Origin of the sequence: Winogradskya humida (genome assembly GCF_016862215.1) — a bacterium.
GTDB classification, from domain to species: Bacteria; Actinomycetota; Actinomycetes; order Mycobacteriales; family Micromonosporaceae; genus Actinoplanes; species Actinoplanes humidus.
Window position 1 is genome coordinate 1 of the sequence record NZ_BOMN01000064.1, and the last position, 16,380, is coordinate 16,380.

Annotated in this window: 14 protein-coding genes; 5 read left to right on the forward strand and 9 right to left on the reverse strand. The window is 69.8% G+C overall.

Going from position 1 to position 16,380, the window contains the following annotated elements; genetic code table 11:
• Positions 1 to 377: 377 nt before the first annotated feature.
• From Ahu01nite_RS25025 to Ahu01nite_RS25040, 4 genes are read right to left on the reverse strand one after another with little or no spacing between them, the layout of a single operon-like run.
• Positions 378 to 1,850, reverse strand: a complete 1,473-nt coding sequence (locus Ahu01nite_RS25025) for an ATP-binding protein (protein ID WP_203839064.1) — start codon at positions 1,848 to 1,850, stop codon at positions 378 to 380.
• A complete protein-coding gene (locus Ahu01nite_RS25030; protein WP_203839065.1) occupies positions 1,851 to 3,509 on the reverse strand; it encodes an NAD(P)/FAD-dependent oxidoreductase in 1,659 nt (552 codons plus the stop codon).
• An 8-nt stretch (positions 3,510 to 3,517) separates the two neighbouring features.
• Positions 3,518 to 3,808 (reverse strand): UBP-type zinc finger domain-containing protein, encoded by a 291-nt coding sequence (locus Ahu01nite_RS25035; protein ID WP_203839066.1) that lies wholly within the window; start codon positions 3,806 to 3,808, stop codon positions 3,518 to 3,520.
• Entirely contained in the window at positions 3,805 to 4,977 is a 1,173-nt protein-coding gene (locus Ahu01nite_RS25040; protein WP_203839067.1) for an NAD(+)/NADH kinase, read from the reverse strand. Before Ahu01nite_RS25040 ends, Ahu01nite_RS25035 begins: the two co-directional genes overlap by 4 nt.
• Before the next feature lie 210 nt (positions 4,978 to 5,187).
• Between Ahu01nite_RS25040 and Ahu01nite_RS25045 the strand changes: the two genes are divergently transcribed.
• Entirely contained in the window at positions 5,188 to 6,711 is a 1,524-nt protein-coding gene (locus Ahu01nite_RS25045; protein WP_239159111.1) for a ricin-type beta-trefoil lectin domain protein, read from the forward strand.
• A gap of 138 nt (positions 6,712 to 6,849) precedes the next feature.
• Positions 6,850 to 8,502 carry a beta-1,3-glucanase family protein gene (locus Ahu01nite_RS25050; RefSeq protein WP_203839068.1) on the forward strand — a complete coding sequence of 551 codons (1,653 nt, stop codon included), beginning with the start codon at positions 6,850 to 6,852 and terminating at the stop codon, positions 8,500 to 8,502.
• Between the two features lie 52 nt (positions 8,503 to 8,554).
• On the opposite strand, the gene Ahu01nite_RS25055 is transcribed toward Ahu01nite_RS25050, so the two are convergent.
• From Ahu01nite_RS25055 to Ahu01nite_RS25065, 3 genes are all read right to left on the reverse strand, one after another.
• Positions 8,555 to 9,835 (reverse strand): multidrug effflux MFS transporter, encoded by a 1,281-nt coding sequence (locus Ahu01nite_RS25055; RefSeq protein ID WP_239159112.1) that lies wholly within the window; start codon positions 9,833 to 9,835, stop codon positions 8,555 to 8,557.
• Positions 9,836 to 9,904: 69 nt separating this feature from the next.
• Entirely contained in the window at positions 9,905 to 11,296 is a 1,392-nt protein-coding gene (locus Ahu01nite_RS25060; protein WP_203839069.1) for a hypothetical protein, read from the reverse strand.
• A complete protein-coding gene (locus Ahu01nite_RS25065; RefSeq protein ID WP_203839070.1) occupies positions 11,215 to 11,634 on the reverse strand; it encodes a hypothetical protein in 420 nt (139 codons plus the stop codon). The genes Ahu01nite_RS25060 and Ahu01nite_RS25065 overlap by 82 nt, the downstream gene beginning before the upstream one ends.
• A 119-nt stretch (positions 11,635 to 11,753) precedes the next feature.
• On the opposite strand from Ahu01nite_RS25065, the gene Ahu01nite_RS25070 reads away from it, so the two are divergent.
• Together Ahu01nite_RS25070 and Ahu01nite_RS25075 are read left to right on the forward strand one after the other, a co-directional pair.
• Positions 11,754 to 12,593 carry a DUF1963 domain-containing protein gene (locus Ahu01nite_RS25070; protein ID WP_203839071.1) on the forward strand — a complete coding sequence of 280 codons (840 nt, stop codon included), beginning with the start codon at positions 11,754 to 11,756 and terminating at the stop codon, positions 12,591 to 12,593.
• A 50-nt stretch (positions 12,594 to 12,643) separates the two neighbouring features.
• Positions 12,644 to 13,453, forward strand: a complete 810-nt coding sequence (locus Ahu01nite_RS25075) for a PrsW family intramembrane metalloprotease (protein WP_203839072.1) — start codon at positions 12,644 to 12,646, stop codon at positions 13,451 to 13,453.
• Between the two features lie 46 nt (positions 13,454 to 13,499).
• Here the strand turns inward: Ahu01nite_RS25075 and Ahu01nite_RS25080 are convergent, their stop codons facing one another.
• Positions 13,500 to 14,363 carry a siderophore-interacting protein gene (locus Ahu01nite_RS25080; RefSeq protein ID WP_203839073.1) on the reverse strand — a complete coding sequence of 288 codons (864 nt, stop codon included), beginning with the start codon at positions 14,361 to 14,363 and terminating at the stop codon, positions 13,500 to 13,502.
• Between the two features lie 15 nt (positions 14,364 to 14,378).
• A complete protein-coding gene (locus tag Ahu01nite_RS25085; RefSeq protein WP_203839074.1) occupies positions 14,379 to 15,293 on the reverse strand; it encodes a hypothetical protein in 915 nt (304 codons plus the stop codon).
• A gap of 145 nt (positions 15,294 to 15,438) precedes the next feature.
• On the opposite strand from Ahu01nite_RS25085, the gene Ahu01nite_RS25090 reads away from it, so the two are divergent.
• Positions 15,439 to 16,371, forward strand: a complete 933-nt coding sequence (locus Ahu01nite_RS25090) for an aminoglycoside phosphotransferase family protein (protein WP_203839075.1) — start codon at positions 15,439 to 15,441, stop codon at positions 16,369 to 16,371.
• The last annotated feature ends 9 nt before the right edge of the window (positions 16,372 to 16,380 follow it).

Below are 16,380 nucleotides of genomic sequence, written 5' to 3' on the forward strand. Positions count from 1 at the left end.
AGCGGAGCGGTGGCTGAGCTGGCCCGACCGCCGATCCCGCCGCCTGGCGCTCTGACCTGTCCCCACCGCCTGGCGCGCTTAGCTGGGCCTACTGATGGCGCGCTGAGCTAAGCCGACCGCCAACGCCGCAGGGTCGAGCACGCCGAGCTAAACCCACCGCCAACCCCGCAGCGTCAAGCACGCCGAGCTAAACCCACCGCCAACCCCGCAGCGTCGAGCACGCCGAGCACGCCGCGCAAAGCCCACCGCCAACGCCGCAGGGTCGAGCACGCCGAGCTAAACCCGCCGCCAACCCCGCAGCGTCAAGCACGCCGAGCAAAGCCCGCCGCCAACCCCGCAGCGTTAAGCGGGCGGGGCTGGGGCGGCGGGGGCTGCGGTCAGCGGGAGGAGGGCTCGGTGATGGGGAGTTTGACCAGGAAGCGGGTGTCGCCGGGCTGGGATTCGACGATGATGTCGCCGCCGTGGCCGTTGGTGACGATTCGGTAGGAGATGTCGAGGCCCAGGCCGGTGCCTTCGCCGACGGGCTTGGTGGTGAAGAACGGTTCGAAGACGCGTTTGCGGAGGGCTTCGGGGATGCCGGGGCCGGTGTCGCCGATGGAGACGACGACGTAGTCGTCCTTGCGGTAGGTCTTGACGGTGAGGGTGCCGGCGCCGTTCATGGCCTGGACGGCGTTGTCGATGATGTTGGTCCAGACCTGGTTGAGCTCGGCGGGGTGGGAGGGGATCTGGGGGAGGGTGCGGTCGTAGTCCTTGACGACCTTGACGCCTTGGCCGATCTTGTGGCCGAGCATGACCAGGGTGCTGTCGAGGCCGGAGTGGACGTCGATCCACTGGTGGGCGGCGCGGTCCATCTGGGAGTACTGCTTGGCGGCGTTGACGAGGTTGGAGACGCGGCTGGTGGCGTCCTCGACGTCGCTCATGAGCTGCTCGGTTTCGAGGGCGTAGCCGATCCAGTGGATGGCCTGGTCGAGGAGGCCGGCGGTTTCGACCTTGGCGGCGATCTCCTCGAGGCAGTCGACGTCGATGCCGCCCTGGGCGAAGACGGGGGCGATGTCCCAGCCGCCGGTGACCTTGTGGTCGTCCATCCAGTCGCCGAGCTCGTCCTCGCGGTCGGCGGTCTGCATGGCGGTGAGGACGGGGGCCTTCGCCGCGCGCTCGATGACCTCTTCCTGGAGCTCGACGAGGGCGACGAGGCGTTCCGGGGGGACCTTGCCGGCGGCGAGCATGCCCAGCTTGTGGCGCATGCCGGCGACTCGCTGGCGCAGGGCGCTGGTGGCGCGGGAGGCGGCCGCGGCGGGGTTGTTGAGCTCGTGCATCAGGCCGGCGGAGAGGGCGCCGAGGGCCGTGAGGCGCTGGCGCTCGCTGATGGCGGCCTGGGTGCTGCGCATGCCGAGGGCGAGGCCTTCGAGCAGGTGGATCGCCATGGGGAACCACTCGCGCATCATCCAGCCGAAGTCGGAGGCCGACATCATGAAGAAGTCGGCGTCGTCGAGGGCGCGCATGGAGGCCATGTACTTGCGTTCGACACCCTCGTCGCGGATGTACGCCTGGGTCGCGCCCATGTAGACGCCGCGCTGCTCGGTGCGGGTGGTCTGCACGTCGTCCTGGCCGATCCGGCGGGTGAGCGCGATCGTGCCGGTGAGCAGGATGAAGAACTGCTCGGCGGGGTCTCCCTCGCGCAGCACCAGCGAGCCGGCGGGGGCGTGCATGGTGCAGCCGTGCTCGGCGATCCAGGTGAGCTGCTCGTCGGTGAGCTTCTCGAAGAGGAACAGCGTCTTCAGGTCTGCCGTGGTGAGTTTTCCGGGCTCACAGGGCAGGAGTTTGATCTCCTCGACCTCGGTGTCGGTCATTTACTGTGCCTCCAGGTAACGATGGACCAGCGTGACGGCCATCGCGCCCTCGCCGACCGCCGAGGCCACCCGTTTGACCGAGTTGGCCCGGACGTCGCCGGCGGCGAAAATGCCGGGAACACTGCACTCAAGGTAGAACGGATCGCGGTCCCGATCCCATCCCGTTGGACGGGTGCCATTTGAGAGCAGATCGGGGCCCGTGTAGACGAAGCCTTTCTCGTCCCGCGCGACCGCGCCGTCGAGCCAGTCCGTGCGCGGCTCCGCGCCGATGAAGATGAACAGGTAGCCGCATTCGACGGCGGCCACGGAGCCGTTCTTGCTGTCGCAGATCGTGATGGCCTGCAGGTGCCCGTCGCCCTCGGCGCCGACGACCTCGCAGCGGGTCCGGACGTGGATGTTGTCGATCCGGTTGAGCTGCTGGATCAGGTAGTAGGACATCGACGCCTCGAGCGAGTCACCGCGGACGAGCAGGGTGACGCTGCGGGCATAGCGCGAGAAGAAGAGCGCGGCCTGCCCGGCGGAGTTGGCGCCGCCGATGATGTAGACGTCGCTGCCGGCGCAGGACGGCCCCTCGGTGGCGGCCGAACCGTAGTAGACCCCGGAGCCGGTGAGAGCGGCGATGCCGTCGGCCGCGAGCGGGCGGTAGGCGACACCGGTGGCCAGCACGATCGAGTGCGCCGACACCGCGCCGCCGTCGGCGAACGTGAGGGTCCGGGCCGAGCCGTCGGTGCGCAGCCCGGTGACCTCGCGGGTGTTGAGCACCTCGGCCTCGAACTTGCCGGCCTGGCGGCGGGCCCGGTCGGTGAGCTGCGCGCCGGAGATGCCGTCGGGGAAACCCAGGTAGTTTTCGATGCGGGAGCTCTGCCCGGCCTGGCCACCGACCGCGGACCGCTCCACCAGCAGCGTCTTGAGACCTTCGGACGCGCCGTAGACGGCCGCGCCGAGCCCGGCCGGGCCCCCGCCGACGATGATCAGGTCGTAGAAGTCCCGGTTGGGCGCGGTCGACAGGCCCGCGGCCTCGGCCACCTCGAGGGTGGTCGGCTGGTGCATGGCCCGGCCGTCTGTGGTGACCACGAGCGGGATCGACTCGGGGCCGACCCCGGCGGCTTCCAGCAGGCGGCGGCCTTCCGGCTCGTCCGCCGAGAACCATTTGTAGGGCACGAGGTTGCGCGCCAGGAAATCCCGGATCTGGTACGACGGCTCGCTCCACCGGTGCCCGACGACCCGGATGTCCTCGATTTCGCGGTCACCGGTCGCCTGCCAGGCGTCGATGAGCGCGTCGATGACCGGGTAGAGCTTCTCCTCCGGCGGATCCCAGGGCTTGAGCAGGTAGTGGTCGACGTCGACCACGTTGATCGCCTGGATCGCGGCGTCGGTGTCGGCATACGCGGTGAGCAGCGCCCGCCGCGCGTTGGGGAACAGGTCCATCGCCTGCTCGAGGAACTCGATGCCGTTCATCTGCGGCATCCGGTAGTCGGCCAGGATCACCGCGACCCGGCCGCCACGCAGCTTGATGTCCTTGAGCGCGTCGAGGGCGTCGGACGCCGACGCGGCCCGGATGATCCGGTAGTTCTCGCCGTAGCGCCGGCGCAGGTCGCGGGCGATGGCCCGGGAGACCGAGGGGTCGTCGTCGACGGTCAGGATCGCGGGGTGGCCCATGGGAGTCCTCAGCCGTAGGTGAACGTGGGGGAATCGGGGACCTTGAAGGCCACCTCGTCACTGAAGCACCACCACCAGTCCTCGCCCGGCTCGTAGGACGAGACGAGCGGGTGGTCCTCGTGGTGGAAGTGCGCGGTGGCGTGCTTGCCGGGCGACGAGTCGCAGCAGCCGACATGCCCGCACGTCCGGCAGACGCGCAGGTGAACCCAGGTGCCGCCGGAGGCCAGGCATTCCACGCAGCCCTGCCCGGACGGCGTGACGTCCTCGGCCTTGTCGAGATGGGTGCAGTTGGCGGTCATGCGACGGTCTCCTTCGTAGCGGCCACCAGGTCGCTGAACTCGGGGTGGCGTTCGACGTAGCCGACGACGAACGGACAGGTCACCCGGACCGGGGTGCCGCGGCGACGGGCGTCGTGCAGCGCCGCCGAGGCGAGCCGGCCGCCCAGCCCGCGGCCCTCGAAGGCCTGGTCGATCTCGGTGTGCGCGAGCTCGACCTCCTCGCCGTGACGCCGGTAGTGCAGCATGCCGGCCATCTCGCCGCCGATCAGGACCTCGTAGCGCGACTGCTCGAAGCTGTCGACGACCACGGCGTCGGCGGGGTCGCCACCGCCGACCTGCGCACTGCCCTCGACCCGCAGCTTGCGCCGGGCCCGCTCGTAGAAGGAGGTGCGGCCGAACCGGATGACCTGGGCGGCTGCCGGGACCGGGACGATGCGCAACTGGTCGCCGGCGCCCGCGTAGCCCTGGATGATGCCGTCGACCTCGATGGCGAGCCGGCCGCTGGTGAGCAGGACGTCGAGCTCGAGCTGCTCGTCGGGCGAGAGCATCAGCGAGCGGTTGAACGAGGAGTGCGCGGCGGCGGCGCTGACGAGCAGGCCCTCGACGTTGGGCGACACGATCGGGCCGCCGGCGGAGAAGCTGTACGCGGTCGAACCGGTCGGTGTGGCGACGATGACGGCATCGGCCGCGTAGCGCACGAAGTTGCTGCCCTCGACGTTGATGCCGACGTGCGCGAGCCCGTCGCCGGGGACCCGCACGAGCGCGATGTCGTTGAAGGCGGAGACCTCTTTGCCGTCGGGCAGCACCGTCCGCACGGCCGTCCGCGACTCGACCGTGAACCGGTGCTCGTCGATCGAGGAGAGCGCCCCGGCCAGATCGGGCAGGTCGACCTCGGCGAGGAAGCCCAGCCGCCCGACGTTGACGCCGAGCACCGGGGTCTTGCGCCCCTCGACGAGCCGCATCGTGCGCAGCATCGTGCCGTCACCGCCGAGGCTGACCAGCAGCCCGGCGCGCTCGACCATCTCCTCGGCGGTGACCGCCTCGGCGTCGCAGTCGATCCGGCTGATCTCGTCGTGCAGGCCCAGCACGGTGACGTGGCGGGCGGCCGCCCAGCGCACGATCGCGTCGATGGCGGACCCGCAGTCCCGGCGGGGGTGCAGGACCAGCCCCACCACCTTGATCATGCCCATTCAAGCCACTCCATGATCGTCCACGCTCCGCCTACAGGTCAGCGTTCAGCCTTGCACGTCATCGCGCCAACGGCGAGGGGGCACGAAACCGGTACCGGGGGAACGTACCTAAAAGGTTTGTTGACAGATTTGTTATTAATCGACACACTCCGATTTTAAGAGCGCTCTCCCTCCTCGTATCCCCTGCACAGTGGAAGGGACCCATCCCCCATGTCCCCTGCTTTCAAGGTGCTCGGCGCCACCGCCGCGGCATTGCTTTTCGCTTCGGGCGTACCCGGAGTGACGTATGCCGCAGCCAAGCAGTCCCAGGCCTTCGACATGGCGCCCGGCATGACCGCCGCCATGCGCCGCGACCTCGGCCTGACCGACGACCAGATCGCGGCCCGGCTCGCCACCGAGGCCGCCGCGCCCGTCGTCCAGCAGCGGCTCACCGCCAAGCTCGGCGCCAAGTACGCCGGCGCGTGGATCCCGAAGGGCAGCGACCGCCTCACCGTCGCGGTCACCGACGCGAGCCAGGCAGCCACCGTCCGCGCCGAGGGTGCCGTGCCGAAGGTGGTGACCAGGAGCGCCGGCGATCTCAAGGCGGCACGGGCCAAGCTCGACCGCAGCGCCGCGAAGGCCAAGGGTACGGCGATCCGCAGCTGGTACGTCGACGTCACGCTCAACAGTGTCGTGGTCACGGCCGCGCCGGGCGCCGAGGCGGCCGCGCGCAAGTTCGCCAAGGACAGCGGCGCCGGAACAGTCGAGGTCGTCACCGCCGCGGAAGCCCCGAAGACCGTCTATGACGTGCGCGGCGGCGACCAGTACGTGATCAACGGCAACACGCTCTGCTCGGTCGGCTTCTCGGTCGCGGGCGGCTTCGTCAGCGCCGGGCACTGCGGCGGCGTCAACAGCCCGACGCTGGGAAACAACAACGTCGCGCAGGGTACGTTCGCCGGCTCCTCGTTCCCGGGCAACGACTACTCGTGGATCCGGACGAACAGCAGCTGGACTCCGCAGCCGTGGGTCAACAACTACGCGGGCGGCGTCGTGTCGGTCGCCGGGTCACAGGACGCGGCTGTCGGGAGCTCGATCTGCCGCTCCGGGCGTACCACAGGATGGCGGTGCGGAACCCTGCAGGGCCGTGAGGAAACGGTGAATTACGCGCAGGGCGCGGTTTCCGGCCTGAGCCGGATGAGCGCGTGCGCCGAGCCGGGCGACTCGGGTGGCTCGGTCATCACCGGCAACCAGGCCCAGGGCGTCACCTCGGGCGTGACCGGCAACTGCACCAGCGGCGGTACGACCTGGTTCCAGCCGGTGAACGAGATCCTCGGCACGTACGGGCTCTCCCTGACCACCTCCGGCGGCGGCAGCACGAGCGCGATCGTCAGCAACCTGAACAACAAGTGCGTCGACGTGCCGAACTCGAACTTCTCGGACGGCGTACTGCTGCAGATGTGGGGTTGCAACAGCAGCGCCGCGCAGAAGTGGACGTTCGTGAACGGCACCCTGCAGACGTCGAACAACAAGTGCGCTGACGTGGCGTGGGGCTCGACCGCGAACGGCGCGGCGATCCAGATCGTCACCTGCAGCGGCAACCCGGCTCAGCAGTTCGTGCTCTCGGCCGCGGGCGACCTGGTCAACCCGCAGGCGAACAAGTGCGTCGACATCAAGGACAACAACGCGAACGACGGCGCGCAGCTCCAGCTCTGGGACTGCGCCGGAACGGCGAACCAGAAGTTCCGACGGGCCTGAAAACCCCAGCTGGGGCGGCCGAAGGGGCCGCCCTGGTTAGGGGAACTTTAATGACTGTCTGAATTAGGGACGATGCAGTAAAGAGTCCTAATAATTACGGGACCTCTTGTCATCCCCCTAGTGGAGGCAGTTCCCCCCATGCGCCGCAAGCGAACACTCATCCTCACCGTCGCCGCCGTGGTGGCGGCGGCGGGGACCGCCTGGATCGCCCTGCCGGCATCCGCGTCCGCCACGACGGCGACCTTCACGAAGACCTCCGACTGGGGCTCCGGCTGGCAGGGCGACGTGACCATCAGTAACGGCGGCCCGTCGGCCATGTCGTCCTGGAAGGTCGAGTTCGACCTGCCCGCGGGCTCCACCATCGGCAGCTTCTGGGAAACCGACATGGCGGCCAGCGGTCAGCACCGCACCTTCACCAACCGCTCCTGGAACGGCAGCGTCCCGGTCGACGGCAAGGTCACCTTCGGCTTCGTCGGCTCCGGCGGCACCCCGCTCAACTGCCTGATCAACGGCCAGCCGTGCAGCGGTTCGGGCGGCGGCACCACGACCGCGCCGACCACCGCGCCCACGACCAAGGTGCCGACGACCGCCCCCACGGTCGCGCCCACCACCACGGCGCCGACGACCGCGCCCACCAGCAAGCCGCCGACGACGTCGCCCACCACGCCGCCGACGACCGACCCGAACCCGCCGCCGGCCTCCAACCTGCTGCCGGTCAAGGTCACCAACAACACCGGCCGGTCCGACGCCGTTTATCTCTATCTGCTGGGCGTCAACCTGACCACCGGCAAGCTGGGGTACGTCAACGGCGCCGGCGCCTTCACCGCGTGGACCGGCGGCGCGTCGACCCCCGTCCCCGCTCCCGACGTGTCGATCGCGGGCCCCGGAAACGGCGACAGCACCACGATCAAGATGCCGAAGAACCTGTCCGGCCGGCTCTACATGTCGTTCGGTAAGAAGCTCGACTTCCGGCTCACCAACGACGGGCTCGTGCAGCCCGCGCCGTGGGCGAGCGCCGACCCGAACCACGACATCCTGTTCGACTGGAGCGAGTTCACGCTCAACGACTCCGGCCTGTTCCTGAACAGCTCGCAGGTCGACATGTTCGCGGTCCCGCACATCGTCAGCGTCCTCGGCGGCAACGGCGTGACCACGAAGACCGGTGAGCTCAAGCCCGGCGGGCGGCAGAAGGTCATCGACACGGTCAAGGCGCAGTCCGACTTCGCGAAGAGCGTCGTCACCCGCTCCGACGGCACGGTCCTGCGCGTCCTCGCCCCGGGCAAGGCCGCCGACGCCGGTCTGATGAGCGCGACGTACCTGGACCCGTACATCAACTCGGCGTGGAACGCGTACACCAGCAAGACCCTGACGGTCGTGCCCTTCGGCGACCAGCCGAACAACAAGTTCTCCGGTAAGACCAGCGGCAACGTCATGAACTTCACCGACACCACCGGCAAGGTCGTCGCGTCGTTCACCAAGCCGTCGACCGCCAACGTGTGGGGCTGCGACGGCGCGCTCGGCGCCCCGAACGACCTGGTCGTCGGCCCGATCGCCCGCACGCTCTGCGCCGCGATGCAGCGCACCACGCTCGGCACGCTCGACACCCAGCCGAGCGGCGGCGCGGCCGACTTCTACAAGGGCGAGCCGTCGAACCACTACGCGAAGGTCATCCACGACCAGATGGTCGACGGGAAGGCGTACGCGTTCGCGTTCGACGACGTCCAGAACCAGGAGTCGCTCGTCCACGACGGCGACCCCCGCCAGGCCGGCATCGTCATGACGCCGTTCTGATCCCCCAATAGCAAAGAACGGCGCGCCGGATCCCTCCGGCGCGCCGTTCTTGCTAGTGGACCAGAGCTACAACCGTCTCGGACTGCTCGACCGGGAGGCGGTGCGGCTGGACCACCAGGAAGCAGACCGCGGTGGCGGCCAGCATGCCGCCGAAGACGACGACGGACATCGCGACCGCGCCGACGCCGAGCATGCCGACCAGCGGGGCAGCGAGGGCGCCCACGCCGAACTGGACCGCGCCGAGCAGGGCAGCCGCGGTGCCCGCCGCTTCACCGTGCCGGGACAGGGCGAGGGCGGGAGCGTTCGGCATGACCAGGCCGACCATGGCCAGCGTCGCCCAGAGCGGGATCAGGATGCCGATCAGGCCGCCGACATCGGTGGCGGCGAGGACCAGCAGCACCAGGCCGAACCCGAGACCGGCCAGCAGCGCGGTGCTCATGATCTGCTGGGGGGTCCAGCGGCGCAGGAGACGGACGTTCAGCTGGGTCGCGCCGATCAGGCCGATCGCACCACCCGCGAAGACGTACGCGAACTGCTGCTCGCTCATCCCGAACCCGTCCTGGAACACGTACGACGACCCGCTCACGTACGCGAACAGCGCCGCCATCGCCAGCCCCGCCACCAGGATCAGACCCACGTAGACCCGGTCGCTGAACAGCCGCCCGTAGTCGCGGACCGTGCCCAGGACGCCACCACTACGGCGCCGGACGGCCGGCAGCGTCTCCGGCAGGACGATCGCGGAGACCGCCATGATCGCGGTGCCGACGACGGTCAGCACGACGAACACACCGCGCCACGAGGTCCAGTTCAGCACCAGGCCACCGATGGTGGGGGCGAGAATCGGGGCGACCCCGACGACCAGCATGAGCCGGGAGAACAGCCGCGCCGCGGCCATCCCGTCGAACAGGTCCCGCACCATCGCCGTCGCGATGACGGCAGCCGCCGCGGCACCGAGCCCCTGCAGCACCCGCAGCGCCCCGAGCATGGCGAGGTTCGGAGCGATGACACAGAGCACCGAGGCCAGGATGTGCACCGCGATGCCGGCGAGCAGCGGCACCCGCCGCCCGACCGCATCGGAGAGCGGCCCGACCAGCAGCTGCCCGAACGCCAGCCCGATCAGCGTGCCGGTCAGCGTGAGCTGCACGGCGGCGGCGCTGGCGTGCAGGTCGGTGCTGATCGTGGGCAGCGACGGCAGATACATGTCGATCGTCAGCGGCCCGAGCGCCGTGAGGAAGCCGAGCACGAGGACAATCCGGAAGCGGCGCCCCATCGGAAGCCGCTCTCCGGGAGAGAGATCGTTGTCGGGCGGGGTCACAGTGCGAGTTTCAGCCACTACTTCGTCAAGGAGCCCCGCGCCCGGCTTTGTTCCACCACCGCCGAATTGGTAACGGCGGTCACAAACTCACTTGGTAAAGATGAAGTTCGTCCAAGCGCTGTACGTCGTGTTGTTGAGGCTGTCACCCGAGTTGTACGTTCCTGGCATGTATTCGGCCCGGATGCGCATTTTAACGTTCTTGTCATGGTTGCCGACGACGGTCACCGTCGACGTGCCGTTCGCGGCGAGCGCGACCCACGTGTCACCCCAGGTCTTCCAGCCCTTGGCGTAGTACTGGACCATCACGTACTGCTTGCGGCCCTTGTAGTACGTCATCGTGGTCTTGATCTGCGGGATCTTCTTCGCGTGGAAGTAGTAGTACTTCGTGGCGCCGATCTTGCCGGTCTTGTAGTGGCCCTTGACGCTCTGCGAGACCTTCACGTTGGTCTCGGCCGTGATGCTGACCGTCCGCGTGGCGATGCGGGTGTCCCCGGCGAACACCGCGGACACCTTGGTGGTGCGGGTCAGGGTGATGGTGGCCGCGACGTCGCCCTTGCTGTTCGCGGTCGCCTTCCAGACCAGCTTGTTGGGCTGGTCGGTGCCGTACGGGTCGGCCCAGATCGCCACGGTGCGGTTGCTGTAGGCACCACCGAGGTGCGCGGTGAAGGCCACCTTCGTTCCGTACGCGAAGACGGCGTTGTTCTTACGGTTCAGTGTCAGGGTCGGCGTGCTCTTGGCGACCTGCACGGACCAGGTGGCGGTGGCAGCCTCGTGCGTGGTGTCCGCGGCGTACCCGATCCGATAGGTGACCTTCCCGCCCGCAGGCGGCGTGTCCTTGACCGTGATCCTGCCCCCGGCCGCGGTCTTCACCGCGCTCAGTGCGCGCCCGTTCGGCGTCTCCGGGTCGATGCGGGTGACAGACACGGCCGCGCCCACCGGCACAGGCAGCGAGGAACTGACCGTGCCGGTCAGCGTGAGCGCGACGGCCCGCTTCGCCGACGCCGGTCCGGAGAGGGTGAGCTGCGGCACCGACTTCTTCGGCGTCGTCAACCGGCGCAGCGAGTACTCGTCCACGTCGTTGTACGCGACCCCGAACAGCTGGTCGCCCTCCGGCGTCCAGGCGAGCGCACCGAAACCGAGGGGGTCGGAGGTGTAGCTCATCTTGCCGGTGTCGGGCAGCTCGTAGTACCGCACGGGCGCGCCGGTGGCGGTGAAGACCCACACGTCCGGGTCGTACGGTGCCCAGCTGCCACCCGCGATCGTCCCGTCCACCGCGACATCCACCGCGCCCGCGGTGTGCGTCATCACGTACGGCGTGCCGACGGTCGCGAGATCCGAGGTACGCCGCGGCACGAGCGTGTCGTTCCACGGGTAGAGCAGTGTCGAGCCGTCCGGGGTCAGCGCGAGCTCGGCCGGCTTGGCCCAGAAGTCGACGCGGGCCGGTTGGCGGCGGTGGCGAGCCGGGGCGCGTCGGCCCACTTCTCCGCGCCGTCGTCCAGCGTGACCGCGGGGCTCTCGCCACGCAGGTCGAGCGAGCCGATGCCACCCTCATCCGAGGCGGCCTGGTAGCCGAACCAGATCCGGTCACCGGCCGCGGCGAGGGTGTGCGGGCTGACGTCGGCGCCCACTTCGTACCGTGCGACCTCACTCAGGTTCGCCGCGTCGAGCGCGACAATCGCATGTCCGCCGGGCCAGGCGGCGAAGAGCCGTTGCCCGTCCGCGGAGAGCAACAGGTTCTCGACGCCCGGGTAGCCCTCCCTGGTCGCCGTCACCACGCCGGCGTAATCGGCCTGGACGATCTTGCCGGTGCATCCCATGAATATTCGCCGGTGTCTTCGCACGGCAGTGCGGGCAGCATAGACGAAACGGCACCGTTACGGCGTACCCCTCGCTGCCCGGATCACCTTTGTGGACAGCGCCGGGCATCATGTCGGCCATGAATCATCGCGATCGATTTGTTGGGGCCGCGGGCGAGCTGGGTGTGCCGGCGGACGAGGCGGCGCTGTTCGCCGACGAGCTCCTGCGGTTCCGGGTGCGCGCGGGGGATCGGGCTGACGGCGTGCTGGCCGGGCGGTTCGGTGGGATGCCGCGTCTGCCGGCGGGGGTGCCGTGGCCGTCCGTGGGGCCGGGGGCGCCCATGGCGTACATGGGGAATCTCAATTGTGCGGCCCTGCCGAGGATCGCGGGCCTGGCCCTTCCCGCGACCGGTGAGCTGTTGTTCTTCCTGGATGCCTCGTCGGCGGTCGAGGCCTGTTCCATCGCGGACGAGCAGAAGTTCGCCCGGGTCGTGTACGTCCCGGGCGGCGAGGGCGAAGAGGTCACCGAGATCCCGCCCAATGAATACGACGAGTACGGCGAGGAGCCCCTGGTCGGTCCGGAACGCGAGCTGTTCGCCTCGGTGGAGCCGGATCTGCCGGACTGGCTCGACCGCCCGGCGGAGTGGCGATCCGACTTCGAGAAGGACCTCATCACCAGGCTGCCCCATCACAAGGAGCTCAGCGCCCTCGTGGATCGGCTGTGGCCGGGGCGGATCCCGTGGATCGGGGACGGCTTCCTGATCGGGGGCTATTCGAACTCGGCCCAGGACAGCCCCGAGACCGGGCTGGCGCAAAAGTCAGGAAAAGCGGAGCACGAGGTGCTGCGGGAGTGGGTGCCGCTCGCCCAGTTCGCCGTGCCGCACGAGGAGTACACCAACGGGCGGTTCCTGATCCGGCACGAGGACCTCGCCGCCGGGCGGTTCGACAAGGCGCTGTCCTTCTGCGAATTCACGGAGTGACGCGCCACGATCGGTAGCGCACTGTGCCGCTCGTGCGGGAGACTCCGGGGATGCGTGATCTATCCCGCCGGTGGGCCTGGCTGGGCGTGCTCGTCATCGGCCTCGTTCTCTATGTTGTCGTGCTGCGCACGCTGGTGCGGACGCAGAACCCCAACTTCGTGCCCTCGTTGCTGCTGCTCGGGGCGACCGTGGTGCCGTTGTCGTTCCTGACTTTCGCGCAGGGCCGCACCGGGCGCTGGCAGGTGCCGGCGTCCGCGCTGGTCACGGCCGCGTTTTTCGGCGGGGTCATCGGGGTGGTCGTGGCGGGGACGCTGGAGTACGACGCGTTGCGGGGGCTGGGTGCGCTGCCGATGCTCTTCGTGGCGCTCATCGAGGAAACCGCCAAGATGATCGTTCCGGTGATTCTGCTGTTCCTTCTGCTCGCGCGGCACGGGCGGCGGCTGCCTTCGGACGGGCTGGTCATCGGGGTCGCTTCCGGCATGGGATTCGCCGCTCTGGAGACCATGGGGTACGGCTTCAGCGCGCTGCTGTCCTCCGAGGGCAACATCGGCGCCGTGCAGGAGACGCTGTTCGTGCGGGGACTGACCGCACCGGCCGGGCACACCGCGTGGACCGGGCTGACCTGCGGTGCGCTGTGGGCGCTGGTGGCGAGCCCGACCGGCAAAAAGGTCCTGGCATTCATCGGTACGTTCGTCGGGGCCGTCGCCATGCACACCGCCTGGGACACCTTCAGCGGCGTGATCCCGTTCATCATCCTGGCGATTCTCAGCCTGGGGTGGCTCTTCGCCGCCCTGCACCGTTACCGCGCGTTCGCCGAGCACACCCAGTGGGCGCCCCGCGGCGAAGCCCTGGCTATCTGACCTGCCCTGGCTATCTGACCTGCCCTGGCTATCTGACCCGGCCTGGCTATCTGACCTGCCCGCGTTTCCAGTATCCCATGAAGGCGACGGCGCGCCGGTCGATGCCGCACTCCCCCACCAGGTGCCGGCGCAGCGACACGACCGTGCCCGATTCGCCGGCGAGCCAGGCGTAGAAGCTGCCCGCCGTCTCCTCCGGCACGTCCCACACGACGTCGCCGGAATCGTCGGCCACGGCTGAGACCGGGGCCGGCGCCGCGCCGGGCGAGAACGTGTCGAGCAGGTCCCGGACCACCGGCTCGATCCGGTCGCCGTCGTGGCGGACGAGCCAGGTGATGTCGTGGCCGCCCGCGATCGGGAGGCGGTCGTCGCGTTCGGGGACCTCGATGACCGCGCGCGCCGGCCGGTCGAGGGATTCCAGGATGGCCGCCGCCGCGGGCAGCGCCGTGCAGTCGGCCGCGAGCAGCAACAGGTCAGCGGTGGCCGGCGGCTTCCACGCCACGTCGGTCACCGGGTGGCCGTGCGTCGCGCCGATCATCACCACCGGGTCGCCCGGTGCTGCCGATCCCGCCCAGCGTGACGCCGGCGAGGTGTCGCCGTGCAGCACGAAGTCGATGTCGACCTCGAGCGGCGCGGCCCGGAACGCGCGCACGGTGTAGACCCGCAGCGGCGCGCCACAGGTGCGGCCCTCGGTCATCCAGTCGTCCTGGCGCGCGAACGCCTCGTGGTCCTCGGTCGCCGGCAGGAACAGCAGGTTGATCCGCTGGTCGAAGCCGTGGAACGCGAACTCCGCCAGCGCCTCCCCGGCCAGGGTGACCCGCACGAAGCTCGGGCTCAGCCGCCGGGTGCGCGCCACGCGGAGCGCGAAGGGCTGATACGGCCGGAGCACCGGGAGCAGGGAGGTGGCGGTCATGCAGCCTAGGCTAACCTAACTACGGTCGGTCGCGCCCCCGTAGTACCGCTTGGCCCGGGCGACCAGCGCCGGAGATCCGCAGGCCTCGGCCAACTCCAGTCCGTCGCGCAGCACCCGGCGTGCCTGGGCCCGCCGTCTCGCCCCGTTGAGCAGACCTCCGAGGTCGACGAGCGCTGTCGCGAATTCGAACTTGCGCGGCGTACCTTGCAGGACCCGGACCGCCTCCTCGGCCGCCGCCATCCCCGCCTCCCCGGGCAGCACCTGGCCCTGGATGCGCAGCGCACGGCCCAGCGCCGAGGCGAGCCCGTGCCGCCGGGTCAGCGCGACCTCCTCCGCCAGCAGCCGTTCGGCAGCCTCGGCGGCACCGAGCCGTTTGAGGACGGAGGCCGCCGCCGAACGCCACGGCAGCACGCCGGGATGGTCGGAGCGGCGTGCGGCCAGCCGTTCGCCGCAGCGGTACAGGTCGGCCAGCCCTTCGCCGGGGCGCGCGGACGCGGCGTGCAGACGACCGCGCACATAGCGCAGCAACAGATATTCGGGATCATCCGGCAGGTCGCCGGTCAGGCCGGCGGCCTCGAGCAGGGCATCCGCCGCCGCCGGCTCCCCGAGATCGAGGAGTACGGCGATCCGGCGCGACAACAGCAACGCCCCGGCGGCACTGCCGGGCGGGACGCCGGACACCGCCAGCAACTCCGCGGCGGCTTCGGCGTCCCCCCGCGCGGCAGGCAGGTCCCCGAGGCGCCGGGCCACCGACGAGCGCTGGGAGTAGGCCATGGCGAGCCCCGCGCCGTCGCCGACGCGCCCCGCCACCTCCACGGCGATGGAGCATCCGGCGTACGCCGTACTCAGGTCGTCGGCGTCCGCGAGCCGTCGCAGGGCGCGCAGATATTCGGGCAGTTCGTCGGCGTGAGCCGGGCGCGTTATCGGCACCGGGCGGGTGTTACGGACAGTGATGCCCCGGCCCCGGTCCGCCAACCTTGGCCGTTCGTCACGGACTCTCATGCAGCCTCTGTACCCCTCCTTGGAACCCCCGCACCCCAAGGTTTTCCCACAATCCGGAGTTGCACAATGCCGTATGCGTAGTCCTACCCGTCGTGACCTCGATCTACGGACCCTTGATACCTGGATCGCGCCCGTTTTGGGGGCATCGGTACGGGAAGCAAGCGAGCTGTCCGGAGGCACGTTCGCCGCCGTGTGGCGGGCCACCCTGACCGATGGACGCGAGATCGTCGTCAAGACCGCCGCCGCTCCCGAGGCCCGGCTGCTGCGGTACGAGGCCGGTCTCCTCGCCGCCGAAAGCGCTTATTACCAGCGGGTACGCGACCTGGCGCCCGTACCCGAGGTATTGCACCTGGCCGACGACTGGCTCGCGGTGACCCTCCTGCCCGGACAACCGCTGACCGAACTGGACAACACCGACGGGGTCCGCGAGCAGCTCGGCGCGACGATCGCGCGGGTCCACGACCTCACCGGGTCACGATTCGGCTACACCGGCGCCCGGGCGTCCGGCGCGGACTGGCCGACGGCGTTCGCCGCGATCGTGGACGATCTGCTCGCCGACGCCCGGGACTGGTCGGTGCGGTTACCCTCCGGCATCGCCGAGACGGTCGAGCGGCACCGCGCATGCCTCGCCACGGTCACCCGCCCGGCGCTGCTGCACTGGGATCTCTGGGACGGCAACGTGCTGGCGCACGACGGTGTCCTGACCGGACTCGTCGACGGCGAGCGCTATCTCTACGGCGACCCGCTGCTGGACCTGGTCTCCCCCGCGCTGTTCCGCCGGATCGAGGACGAGCCGGACAACCCGTTCCTGCGCGGGTACGCCGCCGCGACCGGCCTGGTGCTCGACGACGCCGCCCGCACCCGGCTCGCGCTCTACCGCATGCACCTCTACACGCTGATGGTCACCGAATGCCCCAGCCGCGGCGAGCCCCGGGACGGCGAACGCGCGACGTATCTGACCGGGCTCCTCGAAAGTGAGCTGCATCTACTAGGCCAGACAACGTAGGGACCTCGC